Origin of the sequence: Streptomyces sp. HM190 (assembly GCF_009857135.1) — a bacterium.
Taxonomy (GTDB): domain Bacteria; phylum Actinomycetota; class Actinomycetes; order Streptomycetales; family Streptomycetaceae; genus Streptomyces; species Streptomyces heilongjiangensis.
The window spans coordinates 3,906,197-3,932,462 of sequence record NZ_CP047318.1 but is presented as its reverse complement, the minus strand read 5'-3'; the positions used below and the strand labels follow the sequence as shown (position 1 = coordinate 3,932,462).

General features: G+C 73.0%; 19 protein-coding genes and 3 pseudogenes. 10 read left to right on the top strand and 12 right to left on the bottom strand.

All coding sequences use genetic code 11. The features are described 5' to 3' along the window. The first annotated feature begins 114 nt into the window (after positions 1–114). Positions 115–1,521, top strand: a complete 1,407-nt coding sequence (locus GSY65_RS16605; protein WP_159769177.1) for an NCS2 family permease — start codon at positions 115–117, stop codon at positions 1,519–1,521. Here the strand turns inward: GSY65_RS16605 and GSY65_RS16600 are convergent. Next, positions 1,514–1,696: a ribbon-helix-helix protein, CopG family gene (locus tag GSY65_RS16600; protein ID WP_159769174.1), complete on the bottom strand. Its 183-nt coding sequence runs from the start codon at positions 1,694–1,696 to the stop codon at positions 1,514–1,516. The two genes, GSY65_RS16605 and GSY65_RS16600, sit on opposite strands and share 8 nt — an antisense overlap. Before the next feature lie 147 nt (positions 1,697–1,843). Between GSY65_RS16600 and GSY65_RS16595 the strand changes: the two genes are divergently transcribed. The 3 genes from GSY65_RS16595 to thpR all read left to right on the top strand — a co-directional run bounded on the left by GSY65_RS16595 (position 1,844) and on the right by thpR (position 4,671). Continuing rightward, the gene (locus GSY65_RS16595; protein WP_055711043.1) at positions 1,844–2,281 is read left to right on the top strand and encodes a MarR family winged helix-turn-helix transcriptional regulator; all 438 of its coding nucleotides are present in this window, start codon (positions 1,844–1,846) and stop codon (positions 2,279–2,281) included. A gap of 486 nt (positions 2,282–2,767) precedes the next feature. Then, complete coding sequence (locus tag GSY65_RS16585) at positions 2,768–4,045, top strand: MFS transporter (protein ID WP_159776060.1); 1,278 nt, start codon at positions 2,768–2,770, stop codon at positions 4,043–4,045. A gap of 59 nt (positions 4,046–4,104) precedes the next feature. Further along, a complete protein-coding gene (gene thpR, locus GSY65_RS16580; RefSeq protein WP_159776058.1) occupies positions 4,105–4,671 on the top strand; it encodes an RNA 2',3'-cyclic phosphodiesterase in 567 nt (188 codons plus the stop codon). A 288-nt stretch (positions 4,672–4,959) separates the two neighbouring features. Here thpR and GSY65_RS16575 read toward each other — a convergent pair. Continuing rightward, positions 4,960–5,315, bottom strand: a pseudogene (locus GSY65_RS16575) (aldo/keto reductase); the annotation flags it as partial. 9 nt (positions 5,316–5,324) lie between these two features. On the opposite strand from GSY65_RS16575, the pseudogene GSY65_RS34510 reads away from it, so the two are divergent. Together GSY65_RS34510 and GSY65_RS16560 are read left to right on the top strand one after the other, a co-directional pair. Beyond that, a pseudogene (locus GSY65_RS34510) lies at positions 5,325–5,651 on the top strand (helix-turn-helix domain-containing protein); the annotation flags it as partial. A gap of 56 nt (positions 5,652–5,707) precedes the next feature. Next, positions 5,708–6,697 carry an aldo/keto reductase gene (locus tag GSY65_RS16560; protein ID WP_159769171.1) on the top strand — a complete coding sequence of 330 codons (990 nt, stop codon included), beginning with the start codon at positions 5,708–5,710 and terminating at the stop codon, positions 6,695–6,697. A 225-nt stretch (positions 6,698–6,922) separates the two neighbouring features. On the opposite strand, the gene GSY65_RS16555 is transcribed toward GSY65_RS16560, so the two are convergent. The 3 genes from GSY65_RS16555 to GSY65_RS16545 all read right to left on the bottom strand — a co-directional run bounded on the left by GSY65_RS16555 (position 6,923) and on the right by GSY65_RS16545 (position 9,821). Next, entirely contained in the window at positions 6,923–8,251 is a 1,329-nt protein-coding gene (locus tag GSY65_RS16555) for an MFS transporter (RefSeq protein ID WP_236579823.1), read from the bottom strand. Positions 8,252–8,414: 163 nt separating this feature from the next. Beyond that, positions 8,415–9,002 (bottom strand): Uma2 family endonuclease, encoded by a 588-nt coding sequence (locus tag GSY65_RS16550; RefSeq protein WP_159769168.1) that lies wholly within the window; start codon positions 9,000–9,002, stop codon positions 8,415–8,417. A gap of 135 nt (positions 9,003–9,137) precedes the next feature. Next, the gene (locus GSY65_RS16545) at positions 9,138–9,821 is read right to left on the bottom strand and encodes a GDSL-type esterase/lipase family protein (RefSeq protein ID WP_159769165.1); all 684 of its coding nucleotides are present in this window, start codon (positions 9,819–9,821) and stop codon (positions 9,138–9,140) included. A gap of 142 nt (positions 9,822–9,963) precedes the next feature. Here GSY65_RS16545 and GSY65_RS16540 point away from each other — a divergent pair, with 142 nt between their 5' ends. The 3 genes from GSY65_RS16540 to GSY65_RS16530 all read left to right on the top strand — a co-directional run bounded on the left by GSY65_RS16540 (position 9,964) and on the right by GSY65_RS16530 (position 14,636). Further along, on the top strand, positions 9,964–10,968 hold the full coding sequence (locus tag GSY65_RS16540) for a WD40 repeat domain-containing protein (RefSeq protein ID WP_159769162.1): 1,005 nt from the start codon (positions 9,964–9,966) through the stop codon (positions 10,966–10,968). 224 nt (positions 10,969–11,192) lie between these two features. Further along, a complete protein-coding gene (locus GSY65_RS16535) occupies positions 11,193–12,731 on the top strand; it encodes a cellulase family glycosylhydrolase (RefSeq protein ID WP_159769159.1) in 1,539 nt (512 codons plus the stop codon). A gap of 297 nt (positions 12,732–13,028) precedes the next feature. Then, positions 13,029–14,636 (top strand): alpha/beta hydrolase, encoded by a 1,608-nt coding sequence (locus GSY65_RS16530; RefSeq protein ID WP_159769156.1) that lies wholly within the window; start codon positions 13,029–13,031, stop codon positions 14,634–14,636. A gap of 91 nt (positions 14,637–14,727) precedes the next feature. On the opposite strand, the gene serC is transcribed toward GSY65_RS16530, so the two are convergent. From serC to GSY65_RS34505, 5 genes and pseudogenes are all read right to left on the bottom strand, one after another. After that, positions 14,728–15,846 (bottom strand): phosphoserine transaminase, encoded by a 1,119-nt coding sequence (serC, locus tag GSY65_RS16525; protein ID WP_159769153.1) that lies wholly within the window; start codon positions 15,844–15,846, stop codon positions 14,728–14,730. Between the two features lie 185 nt (positions 15,847–16,031). After that, positions 16,032–17,240 (bottom strand): cytochrome P450, encoded by a 1,209-nt coding sequence (locus GSY65_RS16520; RefSeq protein ID WP_201452560.1) that lies wholly within the window; start codon positions 17,238–17,240, stop codon positions 16,032–16,034. Between the two features lie 49 nt (positions 17,241–17,289). Then, positions 17,290–17,637, bottom strand: a complete 348-nt coding sequence (locus GSY65_RS16515) for a DUF742 domain-containing protein (protein ID WP_159769147.1) — start codon at positions 17,635–17,637, stop codon at positions 17,290–17,292. Between the two features lie 230 nt (positions 17,638–17,867). Beyond that, positions 17,868–18,269: pseudogene (locus GSY65_RS33780) on the bottom strand (roadblock/LC7 domain-containing protein); the annotation flags it as partial. Further along, entirely contained in the window at positions 18,266–20,914 is a 2,649-nt protein-coding gene (locus tag GSY65_RS34505) for a sensor histidine kinase (protein ID WP_159769141.1), read from the bottom strand. The gene GSY65_RS34505 and the pseudogene GSY65_RS33780, both read right to left, overlap by 4 nt. Positions 20,915–21,150: 236 nt before the next feature. On the opposite strand from GSY65_RS34505, the gene GSY65_RS16500 reads away from it, so the two are divergent. Further along, a complete protein-coding gene (locus GSY65_RS16500) occupies positions 21,151–24,279 on the top strand; it encodes an FAD-binding and (Fe-S)-binding domain-containing protein (protein ID WP_159769138.1) in 3,129 nt (1,042 codons plus the stop codon). Between the two features lie 48 nt (positions 24,280–24,327). On the opposite strand, the gene GSY65_RS16495 is transcribed toward GSY65_RS16500, so the two are convergent. Both GSY65_RS16495 and GSY65_RS16490 read right to left on the bottom strand, forming a co-directional pair. Continuing rightward, complete coding sequence (locus GSY65_RS16495; protein WP_159769135.1) at positions 24,328–25,059, bottom strand: ABC transporter ATP-binding protein; 732 nt, start codon at positions 25,057–25,059, stop codon at positions 24,328–24,330. After that, positions 25,056–26,144 (bottom strand): ABC transporter permease, encoded by a 1,089-nt coding sequence (locus tag GSY65_RS16490; RefSeq protein WP_159769132.1) that lies wholly within the window; start codon positions 26,142–26,144, stop codon positions 25,056–25,058. Before GSY65_RS16490 ends, GSY65_RS16495 begins: the two co-directional genes overlap by 4 nt. Positions 26,145–26,266 lie beyond the last annotated feature (122 nt).

Sequence of the window (26,266 nt, the reverse complement as noted above, 5' to 3'; positions counted from 1 at the left end):
CGGAGATGGAGTTTGGCGCATCATATGTTCATACTGAAACGGTTTCTGATTGGCCACTTCTGTTCGTAGAAAACTCCAACAGACGGGGGAACCTGTTGGGGATTGAGGTTCCGTATGTCCCCGCAGGGCACTCTCGACCGCTACTTCAGGATCTCGGAGCGCGGCAGCACGCTGTCGCGTGAGGTCCGCGGTGGTTTCGCCACGTTCTTCGCGATGGCGTACATCATCGTGCTGAACCCGATCATCCTGAGCAGCGCGAAGGACATGTACGGGCACCAGCTGGACTACGGCCAGCTGGTCACCGCGACCGCGATCACCGCCGCGTTCGCCACGCTGCTGATGGGCGTCATCGGCAACGTGCCGATCGCGCTGGCGGCGGGCCTCGGCGTGAACACCGTCGTCGCGCTCCAGCTCGCGCCGCGCATGTCGTGGCCGGACGCGATGGGCATGGTCGTCCTGGCCGGTTTCGTGGTCATGCTGCTGGTGGCGACGGGGCTGCGGGAGCGGGTCATGAACGCCGTGCCGCTCGGGCTGCGCAAGGGCATCTCCATCGGTATCGGCCTGTTCATCATGCTGATCGGGCTCGTGGACTCCGGCTTCGTCACCCGCATCCCGGACGTCGCCAGGACCACCGTGCCGCTCCAGCTGGGCGCGACCGGTCACCTCGACGGGTGGCCCGTCCTCGTCTTCGTGCTCGGCGCGCTGCTGACGCTGGCGCTCATCGTGCGGAAGGTGCCGGGCGCGATCCTGATCTCGATCGTCGCCATGACCCTGCTCGCCGTGATCATCGAGGCGGTCGCCAAGCTGCCCGCCGGCTCCTGGGGCCTCACCACCCCGAAGTGGCCGGGCAACCCCGTCGCCAGCCCCGACTTCGGGCTGCTCGGTCAGGTCAGCCTCTTCGGCGGCTTCGGCAAGGTCGGGATGCTGACCGGCGTCCTCTTCGTCTTCACCGTGCTGCTCTCGTGCTTCTTCGACGCCATGGGCACGATCATGGGCGTCGGCGACGAGGCCAAGCTGACCGACGCGGACGGACAGATGCCCGGCATCAACAAGGTCCTGTTCGTCGACGGCATCGCGGTCGCCGCCGGCGGCGCCAGCTCCTCCTCGGCCACCACCTGCTTCGTGGAGTCCACGGCCGGTGTGGGGGAGGGCGCGCGCACCGGCTTCGCCAACGTGGTCACCGGAGCCCTCTTCGGTCTCGCGCTGTTCCTGACGCCGGTCGCCACGATGGTGCCCTCCCAGGCGGCGACCCCCGCGCTGCTCGCGGTCGGCTTCCTGATCCTGGCCAACTCGGTCCGCGAGATCGACTGGGCCGACTACACGATCGCTGTCCCGGCCTTCGTGACGATGGTGATGATGCCGTTCACCTACTCGATCACCAACGGCATCGGCATGGGCTTCATCACCTTCGTCGTCCTGCGCCTCGCCGTGGGGCGCGGACGGGACGTCCCGGTCCCGATGTACGTGGTGGCGGCGGTCTTCGGCTTCTACTACCTGATGCCGGCGCTGGGCCTCACGTGACCCCGTAGAACTTCTCGGTCTCCTCGACGGCGGTCTGGAACCGCTGGTCGAAGTCGTCCCTCATGAGCGTCCCGATGACGTAGTCCTGGACGCTCATTCCCCTTTTCGCCGCGTGGTCCCGGAGCCGGTCGAGCAGTTGCCCGTCTATCCGCAGGCTGAGCACAGTGGTCCCCATGCGTACGAGGGTCATGCGCATTCCGGGCCGCCGCGCGGCGTTCTGCGGATGTCTCACTCGTACGAGTGAGATGAGTGGTGGGACTCACGGCTGTGGTGGTGGCATTCCAGTGGTCTTTAGCGAGAGTAATGAGTTAAGCTAAAGAACATGCCTGACCTGACCCATGGCGACGACGAGGCCGCCGTGAACGCGCTGCGGTCCGCCGTGATGCGCCTGTCCCGCCGGTTGAAGCACCAGCGGGTCGACGAGTCGCTGAGCCCGACGGAGATGTCCGTGCTCGGCACGCTCGCCCGCTGCGGCACCGCCACCCCCGGAGAGCTGGCCCGCAAGGAGCATGTGCAGCCGCCGTCGATGACCCGCATCGTCGCGCTGCTGGAGAGCAAGGGCCTGGTGAAACTGGAGCCGCACCCCGAGGACCGGCGGCAGAAGGTGGTCACCCAGACCGAGCGGGCCGAGGCGATGCTCGAGGAGAGCCGCCGCAAGCGCAACGCGTTCCTCGCGTCCCTCGTGGAAGGGCTCGACGAGGACGAGTGGGAGGCGCTCCGCGCGGCCGCGCCGGTGCTGGAGAAGCTCGCCCACCTCTGAGCGCGCGACCGCCGCCCGCCGGCCGGACCGTCGGCGCGCCCCGCCCGACGGCCCGCGCGCCCGTGAGGGACCCGGCACGGGCGGGCCCCGGAACCAGCAGACGGAACAGGAGCAGTGAGGCTCACGCAACCGCAGGACGTACACGTGTTCAGCGCAAGGAGGCGAACCCCTGTGAGTACGGGACCCGGAGCAGCTTCCGCCCCCGCACCGACGACCGCCCACGAGTCCCCGCCGGCCCACGGCGTCCCCGAGGCCCCGCCGGACACCACCGGCCCCCGGACCCCCGGCGCGACCGCCGCCCCGGCCCCCCTCGTGCTCCCCGGCTCGCCGACGACGACCCCCCACCCCCGGCCCGCCGCCCCGCCCCCCGCCGCCCCGGCGGAGACCCCGACGGCCCCCGCGCCCGAGGCCACGGCCGCCCCTGCGGCTCCCGCGCCCGAGGCCTCTGCGGCCCCGGCGGCCCCCGCGCCCCGTGAGCGCGTGTCCATGTTCCGGTCCCTGCGGGTGCGGAACTACCGGCTGTTCTTCCTCGGGCAGGTGGTGTCGAACATCGGCACCTGGATGCAGCGGATCGCGCAGGACTGGCTGGTGCTCAGCCTGACCGGCTCCTCGACCGCGGTCGGCGTGACCATGGCCCTGCAGTTCCTGCCGATGCTGCTGTTCGGGCTGTACGGCGGCGTCCTGGTCGACCGGTTCCCGAAGCGGCGGCTGCTGTTCCTGACCCAGACCGCGATGGCCGTGACGGGCCTCGCGCTCGCCGCGCTGACCCTCTCCCACCAGGTCGAGGTCTGGCACGTGTACGTGGCCGCCCTCGCCGTCGGCATGGCGACCGTCGTCGACAACCCGGCCCGGCAGTCGTTCGTGTCCGAGATGGTCGGCCCCGGCCAGCTGCAGAACGCGGTCAGCCTGAACTCCGCGAACTTCCAGTCGGCCCGGCTCGTCGGCCCCGCCGTCGCGGGCGTCCTGATCACCACCGTCGGCACCGGCTGGGCGTTCCTCTACAACGGCCTGTCGTTCATCGCCCCCATCGTCGGCCTGCTGCTGATGCGGACCCGTGAACTGCACCCCACCCGCCGCGCGCCCCGCAAGAAGGGCCAGCTCCGCGAGGGGCTGCGCCATGTCGCCGGGCGCCCGGAACTGCTGTGGCCGATCGTGCTGGTCGGCTTCATCGGGACCTTCGGCTTCAACTTCCCGGTCTGGCTGTCGGCGTACGCGGACGACGTGTTCCACACCGGCGCCGGCTCGTACAGCCTCTTCAACACCCTCATGGCGGTCGGCTCCGTCGCGGGCGCCCTCCTCGCGGCCCGGCGCGGCACCGCCCGGATGCGGGTGCTGATCGCGGGCGCCCTCGCCTTCGGGCTGCTGGAGATCGTGGCCGCGCTGGCCCCGACGTACTGGATCTTCGCGCTGTTCATGGTCCCGCTGGGGATGTTCGGCCTCACGGTGAACGTCACCACCAACACGGCCATCCAGATGGCCACCGACCCCGTCATGCGCGGCCGGGTCATGGCCCTCTACATGATGGTCTTCCTCGGCGGCACACCGCTGGGCGCGCCGATCGCCGGCTGGGTCACCGACGCGTACGGTCCCCGGATCGGTTTCCTCGCCGGCGGTGTCGTCTCCACGGTCGCCGCCGTCACGGTGGGCCTGGTGCTCATCAGGTCCGGCGGGATGCGGCTGACGGTGGGCTGGCAGGGCCGGCAGCCGAGGCTGCGGTTCGTGCCGACGCGGCAGGCGACGAAGAAGGAACTGGTCGAGGCGTAGCGGTCCGGGGGCGCTCGCCAGGCGGTCGTGTCCCTGGAAGGGTGACGGGCATGAGTGCCCTGAGACTGTTCGCGGCGGTGCTGCCGCCGGCCGACGTGGTGGACGAACTCGGTCTGGCCGTGGCCCGGTTGAAGGGCCTGGCCGGCGCCGACCGGCTGCGGTGGACCGAGCCGCCCGGCTGGCACTTCACGCTCGCCTTCTACGGGGAGGTCGACGAGGCGATCGTCCCGGATCTGACGGAACGGCTCGCGCGGGCCGCGCACCGGAGCGAGCCGTTCCCGCTGGCCGTGGCGGGCGGCGGACACTTCGGTCACGGTCGGACGCTGTGGGCCGGCGCCGAGGGCGATCTGCGGACCCTGCGGCTGCTGGCCGACCGGGCGGAGGCGGCGGGGCGCAGGGCCGGCCTCGACCTGGGGCAGCACCGCCGCTACACACCGCATCTGACGGTGGCCCGCAGCCGGGAGGCGTTCGCCGTGCGGCCGTACGTCGAGACGCTGGCGGGGTTCGTCGGGCGCACCTGGACCGTCGCCGACATGGCGCTGGTCCGCAGCCGTCCGCCGACGTCGGGGGTGCCGGGGGAGCAGCCCCGGTACGAGGCCGTGCGGCGGTGGCCGCTGGGCCACTGACCCGCGGGCGGCACGGCGACGGCCGGGGCCGGACCGCGGGGGCCGTCTCGGGCGGGGCCCAACCGGCCGGTTAGGCTCGGTGACGTGGACCCGAAGACCCGTAACCGGATCATGGCCGGTGTGCTTGTGCTGATGTTCGCGGTGGTCGCCGTCGCGGCGGCGCTGGGCAGGTGACCGCGACGGCGGCCGGGCGAGCGCCGGGGAACCGCGGAACCGAACGGTTCCCCGGTCGGTTCCCCGGTCCCGGTCGGTTCCCCGGTCCCCTCAGGACCGGGAGGGGCCCTGCGGCTACCAGGCGAACGCCTCCGGGGACGGGCCCGGGCCCGGGAAGATCTCGTCCAGAGAGGCCAGCAGCTCCTTGTCCGGCTCCAGCTCGGCCGCCCGGATCGCGGACTCCAGCTGGGCGGCCGTCCGCGGCCCCACGATCGGGCCGGTGACCCCGGGACGGGTCAGCAGCCAGGCCAGGGCGCCTCGCCCGGCTCGACGCCGTGCTGGTCGAGGAGGTCCTCGTACGCCTGGATCCGGGCGCGCGCGGCCGGGCCGGCGAGGGTGTCGGCTGCGCGGCCCGAGGCGCGCCGGCCGCCCTCGGCCTCCTTCTTGAGGACACCGCCGAGCAGACCGCCGTGCAGCGGCGACCACGGGATCGCATCGGCGTTCACCACTTCTTCCTCAAGGTCCCCCGAGAGGTTCTGGAGAAGAGGATCGACGGCCGGAGCTTCACTGCGGACAACCCCGAGCAGGACGAACGGGTACGGCGTTGGGGCAAGGACAGAATCAGGCTCATCAAGGAGCGCACCCGCGCCGGACTCGACGCGGCCAAGGCGCAGGGGCGTACCGGCGGACGGCCGTCCGCCGTGAACGAGGACGCGCCGGCCGTGGCCCGCGCGAGGAAGGCGAGGGGAGAGAGCGTCAGTGCCATCGCCAAGGCTCTGGGCGTCTCCCGGGCCACGCTGTACCGGCACCTCGGAGACGACTCCTGACGGCGGAACCTGATGCCCTTGCCTGGAGCGGACTCGAAGCAGTTGGCTTGTGGCCCATGAAGTACACCCAGCTCGGACGCACCGGACTCAAGGTCAGCCGACTCGTTCTCGGCACGATGAACTTCGGTCCGCAGACAGACGAATCAACCAGTCACGGCATCATGGACGCCGCTCTCGACGCGGGGCTGAACTTTCTGGACACGGCCAACGTCTATGGGTGGGGTGAGAACAAGGGCCGCACCGAGGAGATCATCGGTACTTGGTTCGCCCAGGGCGGCGGGCGGCGCGACAAGGTCGTCCTCGCCACCAAGGTGTACGGGAACATGGCGGGCGACGGGGACGTCTGGCCCAACCACGACAAGCTCTCCGCGGTGAACATCCGCCGGGCCGTCGACGCCTCCCTCAAGCGGCTTCAGACGGACTACATCGACATCTACCAGTTCCATCACATCGACCGGGCGACGCCGTTCGAGGAGATCTGGCAGGCGATGGACGTCCTGGTCCAGCAGGGCAAGATCCTCTACGCGGGGTCGTCCAACTTCCCCGGCTACAAGATCGCCCAGGCCAACGAGGCCGCCGCCCGGCACGGCCGCATGGGCCTGGTCAGCGAGCAGTGCCTCTACAACCTCGCCGAGCGCCGCGCCGAGATGGAGGTCATCCCGGCCGCGCAGGACTACGGCCTCGGTGTCATCCCCTGGTCTCCGCTGCACGGAGGACTGCTCGGCGGAGTCCTCAAGAAGGAGGCCACACAGGGGCGCCGGGCGAGCGGCCGCGCTGCCGACGCGCTCAAGGACACCAAGACACGCGAGCAGATCCAGGCGTACGAGAACCTCCTCGACAAGCACGGCCTGGAGCCCGGTGAAGCGGCGCTCGCCTGGCTGCTGACCCGCCCCGGCGTCACCGGCCCGATCGTCGGCCCTCGCACGCAGGAGCAGCTGGACTCGGCGCTGCGCGCCCTGCATCTGGAGCTGAGCGAGGAACTGCTGACGTCTCTGGACGAGATCTTCCCCGGTCCCGGACCGTCTCCCGAAGCCTTCGCATGGTGAGGTAGCGGGTCCGTGCCGGAGCCGTCGCCTTCTGCTTGCGTTCGAGGCGAGTGGGAGGCGGCGGCTTCGTCGTTTCCCACGCGGGGTCCGCAGGAGCGGTGAGTGTCAGCGCTGCGCTGCTGTGGAGCTTGGTGTCGAGATTGCCGGTTGGCGCTGTCGAACAAGTTGATGCCCGCGTCCAGCCCTTAGGCCGCCCTTGGGCAAGGGGGCCCCGCGACTGGCGGGTCAGCCAGTCAGTTCGGCCGTGTCGTCCTTCGGGGCGGGGCATGCGGGCAGATGGCGGGGGAGGAGCAGCGGGGTGGCGAGCATCAGGGCGCCGGCCGCGGCGACCGCCGTGCGCGTGTCGGTGACGGCGGCCAGCAGACCCCACAGGGCGGTCAGCGCGGCGATCGTCAGCTTGCTGGTCACCGACCAGGCGGACAGGGTGCGGGCGACCCGGTCCGGCGGGGTCGCGTCGAGGCGGTACGTGGCCATCACCGGGTTGAAGACGCCCATGCAGGTGATCAGGCCCAGCTCCACCGTCATCACCAGGGCGAGGCCGCCGGCGCCGGGGTGGACGAACGCCAGCCCCACCGGCCAGCAGGCCCGCAGCGCGCCCGTCGCCAGCAGCACCCGGCGCTGTCCGTGGCGGGCGACCAGCCGCCGGGCGAGCCGCGAACCGATCAGACCGCCCACGCAGGGCAGGGCGAAGGCCAGCCCGTACTGCCAGGGGGCGAAGCCCAGCTCGCCGACCATCAGGACCAGCAGCAGCGGGGCGGTGGCCATGATCAGGCCGTTGACCAGGATCGTGTTGAGGAACAGGGGGCGCAGCGCCGGGCTGGTGAGGATGTACCGCCAGCCGTCGAGCAGGTCACGGGCGCGCAGGCGCGGCGCGGCCGGGGCGGGGGGTGTTCCGCCGGAGGGTGCCTCCCCGTCGTGCGCGGGGCGCTTCACCGGGCGCCCGCCGGGTCGCTCCGCGTAGCGCTCGGTGTCGCCGATCGCCCGGAGCGCCGTCGCGGAGAGGAGGTAGCTGACCGCGTCGGTGACGAGGGTGACCACCGGGCCGAGGAGGCTGATGGCGGCGCCGCCGAGGGGCGGACCGAGCATGGTCGCCGTCCAGTTGGTGGCCTCGAAGCGGCCGTTCGCGGAGAGGAGCCGCTCCGGGGGGAGCAGGGACTTCAGGAACGCGCCGCTCGCCGCGCCGAAGGTGATGTCGGCCGCGGCGACGACGACCGCGACCAGCAGCAGCTGCGGGAAGGACAGCAGGTCGAGGGCGTAGGCGGCGGGGACGGTCAGGAGGGCCCCGGCGCGGAGCAGATCCGTCCCGATCATCACCGGGCGCTTGCGGCGGAACTCCATCCAGAGGCCGAGCGGCACCGCCACCACCGCGCCCACCGCCAGACCGGTGGCCGCCAGCGCCGAGACCTCCGCCGGGCCGGCGTCCAGGACCAGGACCGCGATCAGGGGGAGCGCGTCGAACGCGAGCCGGGTGCCGCAGACGCTGACCGCGTACGCCGTCCACAGCCACCGGAACTCCCGGCCGAGCCCCCGACCGGCCGCCGCCCCCGCCACCACCTCGGGCCCCTCCCGTCGCCGTGCGCGACGCAACCCGTGCTCACGCCGACCGCGCCATCCAAGCGAGCGGCGCCGCCCCGGGCAAGCCCGCGCCCGGCCCGTGAACGGGTCCCGGCCACACCTCGACGGCCCCTTGGCGAGGCCGACGAGGCCGGGCCGAGGCTCAGTCGCGGGGGAACTCGTCGGTCTTGAGGGTGAGGCCGACGACGGTGTCGGTGAGGTCCAGTTCGTAGCCGAACGGGACGGTCGTCTCGATGACGTACTCACCCTGCTTGGGATTCCGGTACAGGTGGCACTTGCCCTGGTACGGGTCCGCGATCAGGTAGACGGGGACCTCGGCGGTCGCGTACGCGGTCTTCTTGGGGCCGTAGTCGTTGGCCGCGGTTCCTTTGGAGATGACCTCGGCGACGAATTCGACGTCCTCGCAGCTCCACAGGCCCTTGGAGTCCTGGACGGCGTCGTGGGACACCAGGGTCACGTCGGTCGAGAACCCGTTGAGGTGGCCCGGATAGTCGACACGGACGTCGGACTTCAGACGCTTGCGCGGGTATGCGGTGCGCAACTGTTCGATGATGTCCAGGATGATCTCCCAGTGCGTGTCCCGCTGCGGCGACATGAAGATGGCCCCCTCGACGATCTCGACCTTGAATCCCTCGGGGACGGGCATCTGCTCCAACCACTCGAACATGGTGTCGAGCGTGAGTTCGCCGTCGTGCTCGGCCATCTCGATCCTGTCGTCAAGGACGGTCATCGTGGCGCTCCTCCCCGGCTGCCGCTTGGTCGCGAACAGCCGCGCAGTACAACGATACGCACGGTGACCAGGTCACGTGCGGTGCCGCGGAACTCGTACCGCGGCCGGCGCCTGAGTGGGCCTCGGGGCGCGGGCTTACGGCAGCTCGTACGGGTCGCCGAGGCCCCACGCCTCGTGCATCGCGTTGGCGAAGGCCGCCGCGATGCGGTGCTCGCCGGAGGCGTTGGGGTGGGTGCCGTCGTAGGTGTCGAGGTGGATGTCGTACCCCGGGGGCGGGGACGCCAGGAGCAGTGCGGAGCGGGGTTCGTCGAGGTCGGCGGCCGTCTTGGCGAGGAGTTCGTTGAAGCGGGCGACCTGGGCGGCGAAGGCGGTGTCGCCCTCGGCGCGGACGTTCGGTATGACCGGCAGGAGCACCATGCGGATGTGCGGGTCGGCCTCGCGGGCGGCGGCGACGAAACGCCGGGTGTTCTCGATGGTCTGTTCGGCGTCGGTGTAGAAGCCCAGGTCGATGAGGCCGAGGGAGACCAGGAGGACGTTCGCGCGGTGGGCGCGGACCGTGTCGGCGATCAGGGGGGCCATGTGCAGCCAGCCCTCGCCCCAGCCGGCGAGGTGGGCGCGGGGGAAACGGGGGTCGCCGTCGGCGTACTCGTACGACGTGGGCGCGCCGGTCGCCTGGTCGTGGAGCGTCTCGCGCGGGCCGACGATCCGGAAGGGGCCGTCGTGCGACGCGCACAGGTGCCGCCAGAGCCGGTAGCGCCACGTGTGTTCGCCCGCGCTCCCGATCGTCATGGAGTCGCCTACGGGCATGAACCTGAGCATGGGCTCATCATGAACGATCGCTACCGGGCGGTAGGAGGGACTGGGTCACACACCTCTGTGAGCATCACCACGTGGTGCCGGACCACGGCCCCGTGGCGCTCCCCCACCCCGCCCCGCGTGGCGGCATGGCAGGGTGGGAGGCATGCGCCGACCATCCCGCCGCCCCCTCCTCGCCGGTCTCGCCGTGCTCGCCGGCGCTCTGTTCGCCGCCGTGCCGGCCGTGCCCGCGGCCGCCGACGACGGCACCTTCACGGTGGAGGACCCGAGGATCACCGAGTCCAGCGGTCTCGCGGCCTCGCGTCAGCACCCCGGCGTGTACTGGACGCACAACGACAGCGACGACGGGGCGTTCCTGTACGCCGTGGACAGCAGGACGGGGAAGACGGTCGCCACGGTGACGATGACGGGGGTCGGCACACCACGGGACGTCGAGGCGGTCTCCATCGGCCCGGACGGCCATCTCTACGTCGGCGACATCGGCGACAACCTCGGTGGGACCTGGCAGTACGTGTGGATCTACGAGCTGCCGGAGCCCGAGCAGCTCAAGGACCAGACGGTCAGGGCCACGCAGTACGTCGTGAAGTACGAGGACGGGGCGCGGGACGCGGAGGCGCTGATGGTGCACCCGAAGACCGGGCGCGTCTACATCGCCGACAAGAACGACGCGGGGGGCTCGCTGTACGAGGGCCCGGCCGAACTCTCCGCCTCCGGCACGAACACCTTCAGGAAGATCGCCTCCGTGCCCGATCTGGAGGTCACCGACGGGGCGTTCTCGCCCGACGGGAAGCACCTCGCCCTGCGGTCGTACTTCGGCGCGATCCTCTACGACTGGAACGGCGGGAAGATCAAGAAGGCCGGCCGGCTGAGCGTGCCCCTGCAGCGGCAGGGCGAGTCCCTCACGTACACCACCGACGGTTCGAAGATCATGTACGGCAGTGAGGGCGGCGGCAGCACGGTCGTCGCCCGCGACGTCCCCGGCGGCTCCGGCGACGGCGGCTCCGGCTCGTCCTCCGCCGACGGGGGCGGCTCGTCCGCCGGGCAGGACGCCGACGGCACCGGCCCGGGGTTCAAGGCCGGCGCGATCGCCGTCGCCGTCGCCGTCGTCGTCATCTGGGGCTTCAGGCGCGTGCTGCGCCGCCCGTCCTGACGGGGCGTTCCCCCACGGCCCGTCAGCCGGCCCTCCGGCGGGCCGTGGACCGCCGCACGCTGGTCCCCGCCCCGGCTTCGGGGCCGCGCCCGGAGGCGTCCGGCGCACAACGGGGCGTCGGATGCCTTGACGTGTCCATGTGACCTGTCTTCCATGGGGGGTGCGGGTGGTGGGAGCGCTCCCATCTGTTCCGGGCCCGCGCCTCCCGAGGAGGAAGCAGCGTCATGTTCCGCAGCTTACGGAGAACTCTGGGCGCCCTGTGCGCGGCCGCCGCCGTGCTGGTGCTGCCACTGGCCGGCGGTGCCCCGTCCGCCGCGGCGGCCGAGGCCGCCGCCGGTGCCGGCTACTGGCACACCAACGGGCGCCAGATCCTCGACGCGAACAACCAGTCGGTGCGCATCGCCGGCATCAACTGGTTCGGCTTCGAGACCGCCAACCACGTGCCGCACGGCCTGTGGTCCCGCGACTACAAGAGCATGATCGACCAGATCCGGTCGCTGGGCTACAACACCCTGCGCATCCCCTACAGCGACGACATCCTCAAGCCGGGCACCATGCCCGACAGCCTCAACTTCGACGGCAAGAACACCGATCTGCGCGGTCTGACCTCGCTCCAGGTCCTGGACAAGATCGTCGCGCACGCCGGGCAGAGCGGTCTGAAGGTCATCCTCGACCGGCACCGCCCGGACGCGGCGGGACAGTCGGCGCTCTGGTACACCTCGGCGGTCCCGGAGACGACGTGGATCACCAACCTCAAGGCCCTCGCGACCCGTTACAAGGGCGACTCCACCGTCGTCGGCATCGACCTCCACAACGAGCCCCACGACCCGGCCTGCTGGGGCTGCGGCGACACCGCCAGGGACTGGCGCCTCGCCGCCGAACGCGCCGGCAACGCGGTGCTCTCGGCCAACCCCGACCTGCTGGTCCTCGTCGAGGGCGTCCAGTCGTACAACGGGGTCTCGGGCTGGTGGGGCGGCAACCTGATGGGTGTCGCCGACCACCCCGTACGGCTCGACGTGCCGAACCGGCTCGTCTACTCCGCCCACGACTACGCCACCAGCGTGGCCCAGCAGAGCTGGTTCAGCGACCCGAACTTCCCCGACAACATGCCGGGCGTCTGGGACCGGTACTGGGGCTACATCTTCAAGCAGAACATCGCCCCCGTCTGGGTCGGCGAGTTCGGTACGACCCTGCAGTCCACGGTCGACCAGCGCTGGCTGGCCGCCCTGGTGACCTACCTCCGCTCCACCTCGACCCACGGCAACGACTCCTTCCACTGGACCTTCTGGTCCTGGAACCCCAACTCCGGTGACACCGGCGGCATCCTGAAGGACGACTGGCAGACCGTCGACACCGTCAAGGACGGCTATCTGGCGAGCATCAAGGCGCCGGGCTTCCCGCCGGGCGGCGGCTCCGGCGATCCGGGCGACCCCGGTGACCCGGGCGATCCGGGCGGCGGGACGCCCGCCTGCACCGCCGTCTACACCGTCAGCAGCGACTGGGGCGGCGGCTTCAACGCCGAGGTGAAGGTGACCAACAGCGGGTCGACCGCGCTCAAGTCCTGGAAGGTCAGCTGGACCTGGAGCGGCTCCCAGAAGGTCACCACCATGTGGAACGCCTCGTACACCCAGAGCGGTGCGACGGTGACCGCGACGAACGCCGCCCACAACGGCGCCCTCGCCGCGGGCGCTTCGGCGACCCTCGGCTTCGGCGGCGCGCCCGGGGGCGGGGGTGTGCCGAGCGTGAGCTGCACGGCGACCTGAACCGACGGGCGCCCGGTGACGGCCGGGCGCCCGTCGGCAGGCCGGTCGGCCGATCGGCAGGCTTGCTGGCCGATCGGCAGGTCGGTCTGTGGGTCGGTCGGTCGGTCGGTCGGCGCGATGATGTACCACATGCGGTCAACTGACCTTTTCTGTGGGTAATTTGAGTGTTTCCAATGACTCAATTCAGTCAAGTCTTGGTCGAACCTGTTCATGCGCGGCGCGCTCTTCGGGAACCATGCGGCACGGGCCGCGAACCTCGCGGACCTGGAACCCCCCTCATCGTTCAGAGAGAACTCCATGAAGAGAAGCGCAGCCGTGTTCAGCGGCGCCACCGTCGTACTGGCCGGGACGCTCGCAGCCGCCCCCGCCAGCGCCAGCGCGCCGCACTCCGTGAACACCGTGCAGGCCGCCGCCGCGAAGGTCTCCTGGAAGAAGTGCGCCACGGACAACGCCCCGACGATGCAGTGCGCGTCGGTCAAGGTGCCGCTGGACTACGCCAAGCCGGGCGGGAAGAAGATCACGCTGGCCCTGTCCCGCGTGCCGCACACCGCGAAGAAGTACCAGGGCCCGCTGCTGGTCAACCCCGGCGGCCCCGGCGGCAGCGGCCTGTCCCTGGCCGGATTCGTCGCCGGCTCGCTGCCCAAGGCCGTCGCCGCGCAGTACGACGTCATCGGCTTCGACCCGCGCGGCGTGGGGGCGAGCAAGCCCGCCCTGAACTGCAAGCCGGGCCACTTCAACCCGGCGCGCCCGGACTCCGTGCCGAGCACGCCCGCCCTGATGAAGGCCAACCTCGACCGCGCCACGTCCTTCGCCGCGGCCTGCGGGGCCAAGTACAAGGACGTCCTGCCGCACATCAACACGGCCAACGCCGTGAAGGACATGGACGCGATCCGCAAGGCGCTCGGCGCCAAGAAGATCAACTACTTCGGCTACTCGTACGGCACCTACCTCGGCGCCGTCTACGCCAAGCAGTACCCGGAGCGCGTGCGCCGCCTGGTGCTCGACTCCATAGTCGACCCGACGGGCGTCTGGTACGAGGACAACCTCGACCAGGACTACGCCTTCGACAAGCGCCACAAGGCGCTGATGAAGTGGATCGCCAAGAACAACGCCACCTACAAGCTCGGCACCGACCCGGTCAAGATCGAGGCCAAGTGGTACGCCATGCGGGCCGCGCTCGCCAAGAAGCCGGTGGGCGGCAGTGTGAAGGTGGGAGCCTCCGAGCTGGAGGACACCTTCATCCCCGGCGGCTACTACAACGGCTACTGGCCCTTCCTCGCCGAGGCGTTCGCCGCCTACGTCGGCGACAAGAACGCCGAGCCGCTGGTCGAGGCGTACCAGAACTTCGCCGCCGTCGACGCCTCCGGCGACAACGGCTACAGCGTCTACACCGCCGTGCAGTGCCGTGACGCGGCCTGGCCGCGCAAGTGGAGCACGTGGGAGAAGGACAACTGGGCCGTCTACAAGAAGGCGCCCTTCATGGCCTGGAACAACGCCTGGTACAACGCGCCGTGCGCGTTCTGGCCGACCAAGACCCTCAAGCCGGTGAACATCGCCAACTCCAAGCTCCCGCCGGCGCTGCTGTTCCAGGCGACCGACGACGCGGCCACCCCGTACCAGGGCGGGCTCACCGTCCACAAGCTGCTCAAGAACTCCAGCCTGGTCGTCGAGCAGGGCGGCGGCAACCACGGCATCTCGCTGAGCGGCAACTCCTGCCTCGACACGTACCTGGCGACCTACCTGAGCAACGGCAAGGTGCCGCGCGGCAAGGGCAAGGCCGACGCCGTCTGCAAGAAGCTGCCGGACCCGAAGCCGCAGGCCGCGCAGAAGATGTCGGCGCAGTCGGGCGCGTCCACCGCGACGGGCGGTGCCGCCCTGCACGGCATCCTCGGCTTCCGCGGCTGATTCCGCACGACCCCGGCGACACCCCGTAGGACGACACGAAGGGCGCCCGGTGACCCCACCGGGCGCCCTTCGGCGTCGTACCGCTGAACGGCTAGAGCTTCTCGATCACGTAGTCGACGCACTTCGTCAGGGCCTCGACGTCCGCCGGGTCGATCGCCGGGAACATCGCGACGCGCAGCTGGTTGCGGCCGAGCTTGCGGTACGGCTCGGTGTCCACGATGCCGTTGGCGCGCAGGGCCTTGGCGACGGCCGCGGCGTCGATCTCGTCGGCGAAGTCGATCGTGCCGATGACCTGGGAGCGCTTGGCCGGGTCCGAGACGAACGGCGTCGCGTACTTGGACTCCTCCGCCCAGCCGTACAGGCGGGTCGAGGAGTCCTTCGTGCGCGCCGTGGACCAGGCGAGACCGCCCTGGCCGTTGATCCACTCCAGCTGCTGGTTCAGCAGGAACAGCGTGACCAGCGCCGGGGTGTTGTACGTCTGGTTCTTGCGGGAGTTGTCGATCGCCGTCGGCAGCGAGAAGAACTCCGGGACGTGCCGCCCGCTCGCGTGGATCCGCTCGGCGCGCTCGATCGCGGCCGGGGAGAACACACCGATCCACAGGCCGCCGTCGGAGGCGAAGGACTTCTGCGGGGCGAAGTAGTAGACGTCCGTCTCGGCGATGTCCACGGGCAGACCGCCCGCGCCGGACGTGGCGTCGACCAGGACGAGGGCGCCCTCGTCGGCACCGGCCACCCGCCTGATCGGGGCGGCGACACCGGTGGAGGTCTCGTTGTGGGTGAAGGCGTAGACGTCGACGCCCGCCTCGGCGACCGGCTCCGGGTGCGTGCCGGGGTCGGAGGAGACGACGGTCGGCTCGCCCAGCCACGGGGCCAGCTTGGCGGCCTTGGCGAACTTCGAGCTGAACTCGCCGAACGTCAGGTGCTGGCTCTTGTTCTCGATCAGGCCGTGCGTCGCGACGTCCCAGAACGCGGTGGAGCCGCCGTTGCCGAGGATCACCTCGTAGCCCTCGGGCAGGGAGAACAGTTCGCTGATGCCCTCACGCACCTGGCCGACCAGGTTCTTCACCGGGGCCTGGCGGTGGGAGGTGCCGAGCAGGGAGGTGCCGGTCGCGGCCAGCGCGTCCAGCGCCTCCGTCCGCACCTTGGAGGGGCCAGCGCCGAAACGTCCGTCGGCGGGCTTGATGTCAGCGGGGATCTGGATATCAGCCACGACCGCGAGCCTATCGGCTCCGCGAAACCTGGGCGAAACGTCGTCCGTCCGGTGAGACGGGGCCCGTGGCGCCGCACGCGGCGGCGTAGCCCTGCCTGCTCGCACAGTCCTCTCCTGCACAGTCCCTGCGGCCGGGTTGCCCGGGTGCGGTCGGGGCCGGACCCCGCCGCGTGGCGCGGCACGGGTCACCGGCCGCCCACCGCGGGCGACGGCGAGAACCGCACCGGCAGCTCCACCAGGCCCCGCAGCCAGGGCGAGGGCCGCCGGACCAGGGTCCGCGCCGGGACGGCGAGGTCCAGGTCCGGCAGCCGGTCCAGCACCACCTCGACACCGGTACGGGCGATGACCTCGGCGATCTCCCGCGCCGGGAACGGGCAGCGGTGCTCGCCGTGTCCGAAGGAGAAGTGCGCGTTGTTGCCGCCGGTGAGGGCGGAGCCGTGGGTGCGCACGCGGGGGTCGGAGTTGGCGCCCTGGAGACCCAGGAGGACGAGGTCGCCGGCGCGCAGCGAGCGGCCGCCGAGCCGGGTGTCGCGGGACAGCCAGCGGCCGGCCGCGTTCTGGACGGGCGCGTCCTCCCACAGCACCTCGTTCATGGCCTCCGCCACGCTGCTGCGCCCGCCGAACAGGGAGGCCGCGAACCGCTCGTCGGTGAGCATCAGCCGCAGGGAGTTGCCGATCCAGTCGGTGGTCGGCTGGTGTCCCGCGGCCAGCATGACCATCACGTCGTGCGTGACCTCCTCGACGGAGACGCCGTGGGCGGGGGCGTTCGCCAGCAGCCGGGACACCACGTCGTCCGCGGGACGCTCCCGGCGCTCCGCCACCAGCCGGGTCATCGCCTCCGTCACCCGCGCCTCGGCGGCCTGCGCCCTGCCCTGCCCGTCGAGGATGTCGGTCAACGCGGCGACCAGGCCCGGCCCCTGCTCCTCCGGGAAGCCGAACAGGTACGCCAGCACGCGGACGGGCAGCAGCGCCGCGTACTGCGCCACGAGGTCGGCCGTGCCCGCCCCGCACACCGCGTCGAGCAGTTCGTCCGCGAACCGCTCGGCGTGGCCGCGCAGCGTGAACGGGTCGACCGTCTCCAGCGCCTCGCCGAGCAGTGCCGCCCGGCGCCGGTGCCGTTCGCCGACCGCGCCGAGGATCGACGGCTGCTCCCGGCTGATCACCGGCAACAGGGGCCAGTCGGCGGGGATGTTCGGCCACTGGCTCCACAACCCGGAGTCCCTGCTGAACAGTTCCGGGTCGCTCGTGACCTGGTGCAGCTCGCGGTAGCCCAGCACCAGCCACGCCGGCACGTCCCCGTCGAGCAGGACGGGGACGACCTCGCCGTGCTCGTGCCGCAGTTCGCGGTAGAGGGCGGCGGGGTCGCCGTGGAAGCGGGCCCCGGTGAGCGTCACGGGGGCGGAGCCGGGGCCGGGTCCGGGCGGCCGGCCGTCCCCGCCGTGCTCAGAGGTTGCGAAGTCCAACGAGTACCTGCTCCAGGATGTCCAGATCGATCAGCGTGGCCTTGTGCGGGTGCCGGGCGCTGACCCGGCCCGCGGCGAGGAGGTCGGACAGCAGCACCTTCGTGATGCTCACCGGCAGCCCGAGCCCGGCGGCGATCTCGACCACCGCCGTGGGCCGCTCCGTCAGCCGCAGGATCGCCGTGTGCTCGGACTGCATCCCCGGCACCGGCTGTGACTCGGCGGTGACCAGGGTTACCAGGTCGAAGGGGGTGCCGGGCGCGGACCGGCTGCGTCCCTGGGTCAGGGTGTACAGCCGGTCGGGCAGGTCGTCCCTGCCGGGCCGGCTCATGACGTGCGGGGCGCCAGAGCCGTAGCGGAAGCAGCCGAGGTGGTCGCCGTCGTCGCGGGGCCGGCGGGGCCGGCGGGGGGCGTGGTCGCGGGGGTGGCCGGGTGCGCCGCATGGGAAGCGGTGCCGGTGGTGGGGGAGGTGCCGGTGGCGGAGCCGTCGGCCGGTGCCGGGGAGGCCGACGCGGCCTGCCGGGTGGCGGCGGCCGGGTCGGCGGGGGGCGTCGGCCGGTGGCGCGGGCGGGCGCTGAGGTGCTCGCCGAGCTGCTCCACCAGTTCGCTCATGGTGTGTCCGACGAGCCCCGCGTCGGCGTCCTCGTCCGTGACGACGGCCAGATGCGCGCCCTCGCCCGCCTCGACGATGAACAGGACCCCGCCGTGGAACTCCGCCATCGCCGACCGTACGCCGCCGCTGCCGTCACCGAACTCCACGGAGGCGCCGTGCGAGAGCGACTGCATGCCGGCGGCGATCGCGGCGAGCTGGTCCGCCTGGTCCACGGAAAGCTCGGGGGTGCGGCACAGCTTCAGCCCGTCCCGTGAGAGCACGAGCGCGTGCCGGGCGCCCGGAGTGCGTTCCAGCAAACCCTCCATGAGCCAGGTGAGCCTGTCGTCGGCGGTGGTGCCGGTGCCGGTCATGGGGTGGGGTCGCCTTCCAGGTCGGGATGCGGGTGGGGGTCCGGACGGGGATCGGGGCCGACGCTGCTGCTGCCGCTGCTGCCGCTGCTGCCGGGGCCCGGGTACGGGGCCGTCCGGGGCGCGGAGTCGTGGGACGTCGGGGCGGCGGCGGAGGGCGCGTCGGGGTCGGCCGGCTCGGGGCGGGCGTCCCGCAGGGGATCCCGGGCCGGCTCCCGCAACGCGTCCAGCCGCCACTGGACGTCCCGCGCCGCCTCGGGTTCCGGCACGGGCTCGGCCTGCCAGGGGGTCTCCCGGACCGGCTCGGTCTCGTGGGGCGGGGTCCGGGCGGGCTCGGGCCGCCATGCGGTCTCGCGGACCGGCTCGGATTCCTGCGGCGGGGTCCGGTCGGGCTCGGCCTGCCAGGGGGTCTCCCGGACCGGCTCGGAGTCCTGGGGCGGGGTCCGGTCGGGCTCGGCCTGCCAGGGGGTCTCGCGGACCGGCTCGGAGTCCCGGAGGGGGATCCGGGCGAGGCCCGGCTGCCACGGTGTGTCGCTGACCGGCTCCCACGGCTCGTCCCGTACCGGTTCGAACTCCCACCGCGCGCCGCGCACGGGCTCCGGCTCCCAGCCGGGGTCCGGTACGGGAGCGGTCGGCTCCCACGCGGGCTCCGCCGCCGGGGCCGCCTCCCAGGTCGCCCCCCGGGCGACACCCCACTCGGGTTCCCGCGCCGCCTCCAGCGCCCGCGGCGGTACGGCCGTGCCGGGCGGCGCCGTCGGGACGTCCGGGGCTGCGCCGGGCACCGGCCCAACCGGGGACTCCGCGCCGGGGTCGCGTACCGGCTCCCGCAGGGGTTCCGGCAGCAGTTCCCGCACGTACTCCGACCGGGCCTCCCGTACGGGGCCGGGCTGACCCTCCCGCACGGGTTCCGGCAGGTTCTCCCCTCCGGGGTCCGGGAGGAAGCCCTCCTGTGCCGCCGGTTCCGGGAGGTGCGTGCCCGGCGTGACCGGCACCCCCGGTGTTCCCGGCGGCGCCGGCGACTCCGTGCCGGCCGGCTGCCCGGTGGTCTCCGTGTGCCGCGCCCGCTCCGCGGGCAGGCGGAGCCCGGTGGACGGTTCGTCGCCCGTGGCCGTGCCCTGGACGAAGGCCTGGTCGAGGCCGCTCGTGCCGCGGACGGCGCGGCGGAAGCTGCTGAAGCGGACGGCGCCGCTGCCGGCGTCGTCGGCGGGCCGGGCGTCGCGGGCCGGGCGGGCGTCGTCGGCCTGGGCGCGGGTGCGGGCCTCGGCCTCGGCCAGGGACCGGCCGCGGCGGCGCCGGGGGAGGCCGCCGGGGCCCGTCGGGGCCTCCTCGGGGCCGGGGGCCGCGCCGTACGGGGACTCGTGGGTCGGCGTCGGCTCGCCGTCCAGGTCGTGCGGTGCGGGCACGGCGGCGTACGGCGCCGACCGCTCGTCCGCGGCGGCCGGGGGTGTCGCGGGCACTCCCGCCGACGGCACCGCACCGGCCAGCACGTCCTGCGGGACCAGCATCAGGACGCCCGTGCCGCCGCGGGCGGAAGGGCGGAAGGAGACCTTGAGGCCGTGCTTGCGGGCGAGGCGGCCGACGACGGCGAGCCCGAGGCGGGTGCCGATGAGGCCGGTGAGGCCGGAGTCCTCGCCGGAGACGGCGCGTTCGGCGCGGCGCAGCTGGACGTCGCTCATCACGAGGCCCGCGTCCTCGACGGAGATGATGACGCCGGCCGGGACCTCCTCGACGTAGACGTGGACCTCGGCGGTCGGCGGCGAGAAGTTCGCCGCGTTGTCGAGGAGTTCGGCGAGCGCGTGCATCACGCCCTCGGCGGCGTGCCCGGCGACGGCCGACTCGCTGGAGGAGTGCAGCCGGACCCGGCGGTAGGCGCCGATGCGGCCCATCGCGCCCCGCAGGATCGACTCCATGGGGATGGGCTTCGCCCAGCGCCGTCCGGAGCGGGCGCCCGCGAGGACGGCGACGGAGTCGGCGAGACGGCCCGCCTGCGCGGTGCGGTGGTCGAGGTGGAGCAGGTCGGCGAGGACGTCCTCGTCGGCGTGGCGCTCCTCCATGGCGCGCAGGTCGGCGAGGGTGCCGGTGGCCAGGGCCTGCATCCGGCCGGCCACGTCGGCGGTGACGGCGAGGGCGGCGGTGCGCTCGGCCTCGGCCTGCCGGGCGCGGTCGAGGAGACGGGACCGCTCCTCCTCGGCCTTGGTCTCCGACTGGGCGCGCTCGTCGGCGAGCCGGCCGCGCTCGTGGTCCAGTTCGGCGGTGAGGCGGGTCCGTTCGCGGGCGTAGTCGGCGGCGATGCGGGCGCGGTCCTGGAGGAACTCCTCGGCGATCCGCGCCCGTTCCTGCCCGAACTCGGCCGTCATCCGGGCCCGTTCCTGGAGGAGCAGCCCGGTGTCACGGGACACGGCGTCGAGACGGTGCCGCAGCGAACGGACCGACTGCCGGGCGTGGACGGCGACCGCCACGGCCAGTGTCAGCAGCAGGGCGGCGGCGCCCGCGCCACCCGCCAACGGGACCCGTAAGGACGCGGGCGCCAGCGCGACCGAGGCGCCGGCCGCGGCGGCGGCGAACACGGCGGTGACCAGGGGCAGGGGCAGGACTGAGCGGAGCGCTGGGCGGTCGCCCGGGGGGCGTGGGGGGCTGGGCGCGGTCATGGTCTGCTGTCCTCGGTCGGTTCTGGACTCGGTACTCAGTCGGTTCCTGGCCTCGGTAACACGGTCGGTCCCTGCGCGAGAAGCGACACCTGGTGCTCAATTGGGCGTCACTATATGGGAGTTCGTGACCGGGGTCGGGCTGTTTCCGGTTAGCTCCGCAGAATCCGGCCATCGCCCCGGTACCGGCCCGCCGTCACCGCGTGGTCACTGTCGGTGGCGGGATGCATGCTGGGGGGATGGACGGTCCAGGGCAGACGCGAGCAGAGGCACGGTCCGGGCGGCACGCGTCGGCGTCGGGGTCGACGTCGGGGTCGGCGGCCGGGCTGCGGGCGGCGCTGACGGCGGCCGTGCGGGGCGAGGTCGCGTTCGACGCGACCGCGCGGGCGCTCATGACCATGGACGCCTCCAACTACCGTCGCGTGCCGCTCGGCGTGGTCGCGCCCCGCGACGCCGACGACGCGGCGGCCGTCCTCGCGGTGTGCCGGGAGCACGGCGTGCCGGTGGTGGCGCGCGGGGGCGGCACCTCGATCGCCGGCCAGGCCACGGGCACGGGCGTCGTCCTGGACTTCACCCGCCACATGAACCGGCTGCTCGCCCTGGACCCCGAGGCGCGCACCGCCGTCGTCCAGCCGGGCCTCGTCCTGGACCGCCTCCAGGACGCCGCCGCCCCGCACGGCCTCCGCTTCGGCCCGGACCCCTCCACCCACAGCCGCTGCACCCTCGGCGGCATGATCGGCAACAACTCCTGCGGCTCCCACTCGGTGGCCTGGGGCACCACCGCCGACAGCGTGCGCGAGCTGTCGGTCCTCGACGGCAGGGGCGGGGCCCGCCGTCTCGGGCAGGGCTGGTCGGGCGCCCCGGACGGCCTGCGGGCCCTGGTGGAGGGCGAGTTGGCGCTGCTGCGCACCGGCTTCCCCGACCTGCCCCGCCGGATCTCCGGCTACGCCCTCGACACCCTGCTGCCCGAGCGGGGCGCCGACGTGGCCCGCGCCTTCTGCGGCTCCGAGGGCACCCTCGGCGTCCTCACGGAGGCGGTCGTACGCCTCGTGGAGGCTCCCCGCGCGCGTGCCCTCGCCGTCCTCGCGTACGCCGACGAGAGCGCGGCGGCCGAGGCTGCCCCCGCGCTGCTGCCGCACGGCCCGCTGACCGTGGAGGGCATGGCGGCCGACCTCGTCCCGCCGGGCACGTCCGGGCTGCCGCCGGGTGGGGCGTGGCTGTTCGTGGAGACCGGCGGCGGCACGGCCGCCGAGGCGCGGGCGCACGCCGACGCGATCGTGCGCGCGGCGGACGCGGCCGACGCGCTGGTGGTCACCGACCCCGCCGCCCAGCGCGCCCTGTGGCGGGTCCGCGAGGACGCCAGCGGGACGGCGACGAGGATGCCCGACGGCAGCGAGGCATGGCCCGGCTGGGAGGACTGCGCGGTCCCGCCCGCCCGGCTCGGCGCGTACCTCCGCGACTTCCGCGGCCTCCTCCGCGCCCACGGCCTGCGCGGCACCCCCTACGGCCACTTCGGCGACGGCTGCATCCACGTCCGGATCGACTTCGACCTCCTCACCGGGCCCGGCGTCGCCCGCTTCCGCCGCTTCTCGGAGGACCTCGCCGACCTGGTCGTCTCCCACGGCGGCTCCCTCTCCGGGGAGCACGGCGACGGCCAGGCGCGGGCCGAACTGCTGCCGAGGATGTACGGCCCCGACCTGATCGCGCTGTTCGAGCGCGCCAAGGCCCTCTGGGACCCCGACGACCTGCTGAACCCCGGCATGCTCGTCCGCCCGGCCCCCCTGGACAGCAACCTGCGCTTCGCGCCGCTGCCCCGCGGACCGGTCCCGGTGGTGTTCGGATACCCGGAGGACGGCGGTGACTTCCCGGCGGCCGTACGACGCTGCGTGGGCGTCGCCAAGTGCCGTACGACGGAGGTGGTTCCGGGCTCCGGTGCGGTCATGTGCCCCTCCTTCCGCGCGACCGGCGAGGAGCAGCACTCGACGCGGGGCCGGGCGCGCCTCCTGCACGAGATGCTCGCCGGTGAGGTGGTCACCGACGGCTGGCGCTCGCCCGAGGTACGGGACGCGCTGGATCTCTGCCTGTCCTGCAAGGGCTGCCGCTCGGACTGCCCCGTCGGCGTCGACATGGCCACGTACAAGGCGGAGTTCCTCCACCACCACTACGCGGGCCGCCGCCGCCCGGCCGCCCACTACAGCATGGGCCGCCTGCCGGTGTGGCTCCGCCTGGTCGCCCGCACCCGCACGGCCGCCCTCGTCAACGCCCTGGCGGGCATCCGCCCCCTGGCCGACCTGGCGAAACGGCTGGGCGGGATCGCGGGGGAGCGGGACCTGCCGAGGCCGGCGACGGTGCCGTTCTCCCGGTGGTACCGGGGGTGGGCCGGGGAGCGGGACGAGGGGGAGGCCCGGAGCGCGCCGCCGGCCACGGTGCTGCTGTGGACCGACACGTTCACGGAGTACCTCTCCCCGTCCGTGGGGCGGGCAGCGCTCCGGGTGCTGGAGGCGGCCGGACTCCGGGTGATCGTGCCGGCGACGCCCCGGACGCGGTGGAAACCGTCCTGGCCGAAACGGACGGAGGCGGGCGAGGAGGCCGCCCTCACCCGGTCCGCCCTCACCCGGTCCCCCCTCACCCGGTGGAATCCGGCCCGGCCCCTGTTCACGATGCGCCGGGGCAGGCTCTGCTGCGGCCTGACGTACATCTCGACGGGCCAGCTCGACCAGGCCCGCGCGGTGCTGCGCCGCACGCTGGACCTGCTGGACCCGTTCCTCGCCCCCGCCCCCGGAGGGCCGCCGGACCCGCCCCTCGTCGTCCTCGAACCGAGCTGCGCGGCGACGCTCCGCTCGGACCTGCCCGAGCTGCTCCCCGACGACCCCCGGGCCGCCCGGGTGGCCGCCTCCGTCGTGACGTTCGCCGAGGCCCTGGAGCGGTACGCCCCCGGCTGGACCCCGCCCGTCCTCGACCGCCCGGTGGTCGGCCAGACCCACTGCCACCAGCACGCGGTACTGGGCGACGCCCCCGACCGCCGCCTCCGCGCCGCCGCCGGTCTCACCGGCGACCTCAGCGGCGGCTGCTGCGGACTCGCCGGCAACTTCGGCTTCGAGCGGGGCCACTACGACGTGTCCGTCGCCTGCGCCGAGGAGCAGCTCCTCCCGGCGGTGAGGGGGGCGGCCGACGACGCGGTGGTCCTGGCGGACGGGTTCTCCTGCCGGACACAGCTGGCCCAACTGGCCGGGAGACGGGGATCGCATCTGGCGGAGGTCCTGGCGGAAGCACTGACCCGGAACCCGGAACCCGCAGCGGCCCACGACAGCCCAGGAGGGCACGGACACGGGCACGGACAAGGGCATGGCGGAGGCGCTGAGCACTGAGCAGGCGCCGCGGCCCGGCCGAGTCCCGCCAGGGAGCGGACGCGCGGCTCACGGTGCGGCCGGGGCGCCGCCGCCGGTACGCGCGGGTGGTGCCGAGTCACGGGTGCGGGCCGGAAGGCGCAGGCGCCCGTCGTGGACTTCGGCGATCCGGTCGACGGCGGTCAGGTGGGTGCGGTCGTGGGTGACCAGGACGGTGGCGGTGGCCTGCTGGTGGGTGAGGCGGGCGATGAGGTCGACGACGGCGGCGCCGCGTTCGTGGTCGAGGGCGCTGGTGGGTTCGTCGACCAGGAGGACCGTGGGGTCGTTCATCAGGGCGCGGGCGATGTTGACGCGCTGGCGCTGGCCGCCGGAGAGCTGGTGGGGGCGACGGCCGGACTGGTCGGCCAGGCCGACGGCGTCGAGGAGTTCCATCGCCCGGTTCCGGGCGGTGCGCGTTCTGCGGCCGTCGATCCGGGCCATGACCTGGAGCTGTTCCACGGCGGTGAGGGAGGGCACCAGGTTGGGCTGCTGGAAGACGATGCCGATCGTGTGGCGGCGCAGTGCGGTGAGTTCTCCGCGGGTCATGCCGGTGGTGGCGGTGCCGTCGACGGTGACGGTGCCGGCGTCGGGCGTGACGAGGGTGGCGGCGACGGCCAGCAGGCTGGACTTGCCGGAGCCGGAGGGGCCGACGACGGCGGTCAGGCTGCCTCCGGGAACCTCCAGGCTGACCTGGTCGAGGGCGGTCAGACGGGTGTCGCCGTCGGGGTAGGTGAGGGTGATGTCGGTCAGGCGCAGGCTCATCGGGCGCTCCCCAGGGCGGTCAGCGGGTCGACGGAGGTGATGCGGCGGATGGAGAGGGCCGCCCCGAGGGCACCGAGGAGGATCATCACGGCCGCCGGGAGCAGGAGGGTGGACGGAGTGAGCAGGAACGGCACGGCGGAGCCGGAGATCAGGGCGCCCAGGGCGGCGGCGATGCCGGTGCCGAGCAGGGTGCCGCCGGCGAGCAGGACGACGGCCTGGCCGAGGGCGTCCCGGAGAAGGCCGGCGGTGGAGGCGCCCAGGGCCTTCAGCACGGCGACGTCGCCGCCGCGCTGGATGGTCCAGACGGTGAAGAAGGCCCCGACGACGAGGGCGGACATGGCGAACAGGAAGCCGCGCATCAGCTGCAGGGAGCCGTTCTCGGAGGTGTAGGAACCGATCGCGGACAGCGAGTCCTCGGTGGACACCGTCCTGGTGCCGGCCCGGAGGTCGGTGGCCCGCACATCGGTCCCGGAGGTGGTGTTCAGGGCGATGACGGTGGCCCTCGTACCGTGGCCGCCGCCGGTGGGCGGCGCGGTCCGCTGCCAGACGTCCAGGCTGGTCCACACGACGGGGGTGTGGCTGAAGGAGGCGTCGCCCTTCACGGCGGCCACCTTGAGCTGCTGTCCCGCCAGGGTGAGGGAGTCGCCGGCCCGCACGCCGAGGTCGTCGGCGGCCGGGGTGGACAGCACCACGGCGCTGTCGCTGATCTTGTCGCCGTCGGGGGCGAGGGGGGAGCCGGGCTCGACACCGAAGGCCGAGACGGCGGCGTTCCTGTCCCCGGCGGTGGCGTCGGCCGTGCTGATCCCCAGGGGTTCGGCGCTCTCGACGCCGGGCGCGCCGGACCACCGCTGCCACTGCTGCCGGGTGACGGTGGAGTGGGAGTAGGACAGGTCCTGACCGCCGCCGGGGGCCTGGAAGGCGATCTTGTCGGCGGGCAGTCCCGTGATCGCGGAGATGTTCTGCCGGCCCAGTCCGGCCGTCAGCCCGGACAGCAGCCCGACCAGCAGGGTGATCAGCACGATCACGGTCCCCATCAGGGCGAAGCGCCCCTTGGCGAACTTCAGGTCTCTCCAGGCGACGAACACGGCCGGGGCCCGTCCTTTCCGACGGCGGAAGCGGTACGACCCCACCGTGGCGGCCGGCCCCCCGGGTGCGCGTCTGGCGTGCGACGGCACCTCGCGGGCCGAAGGACGGCGCGGGAGTTGTA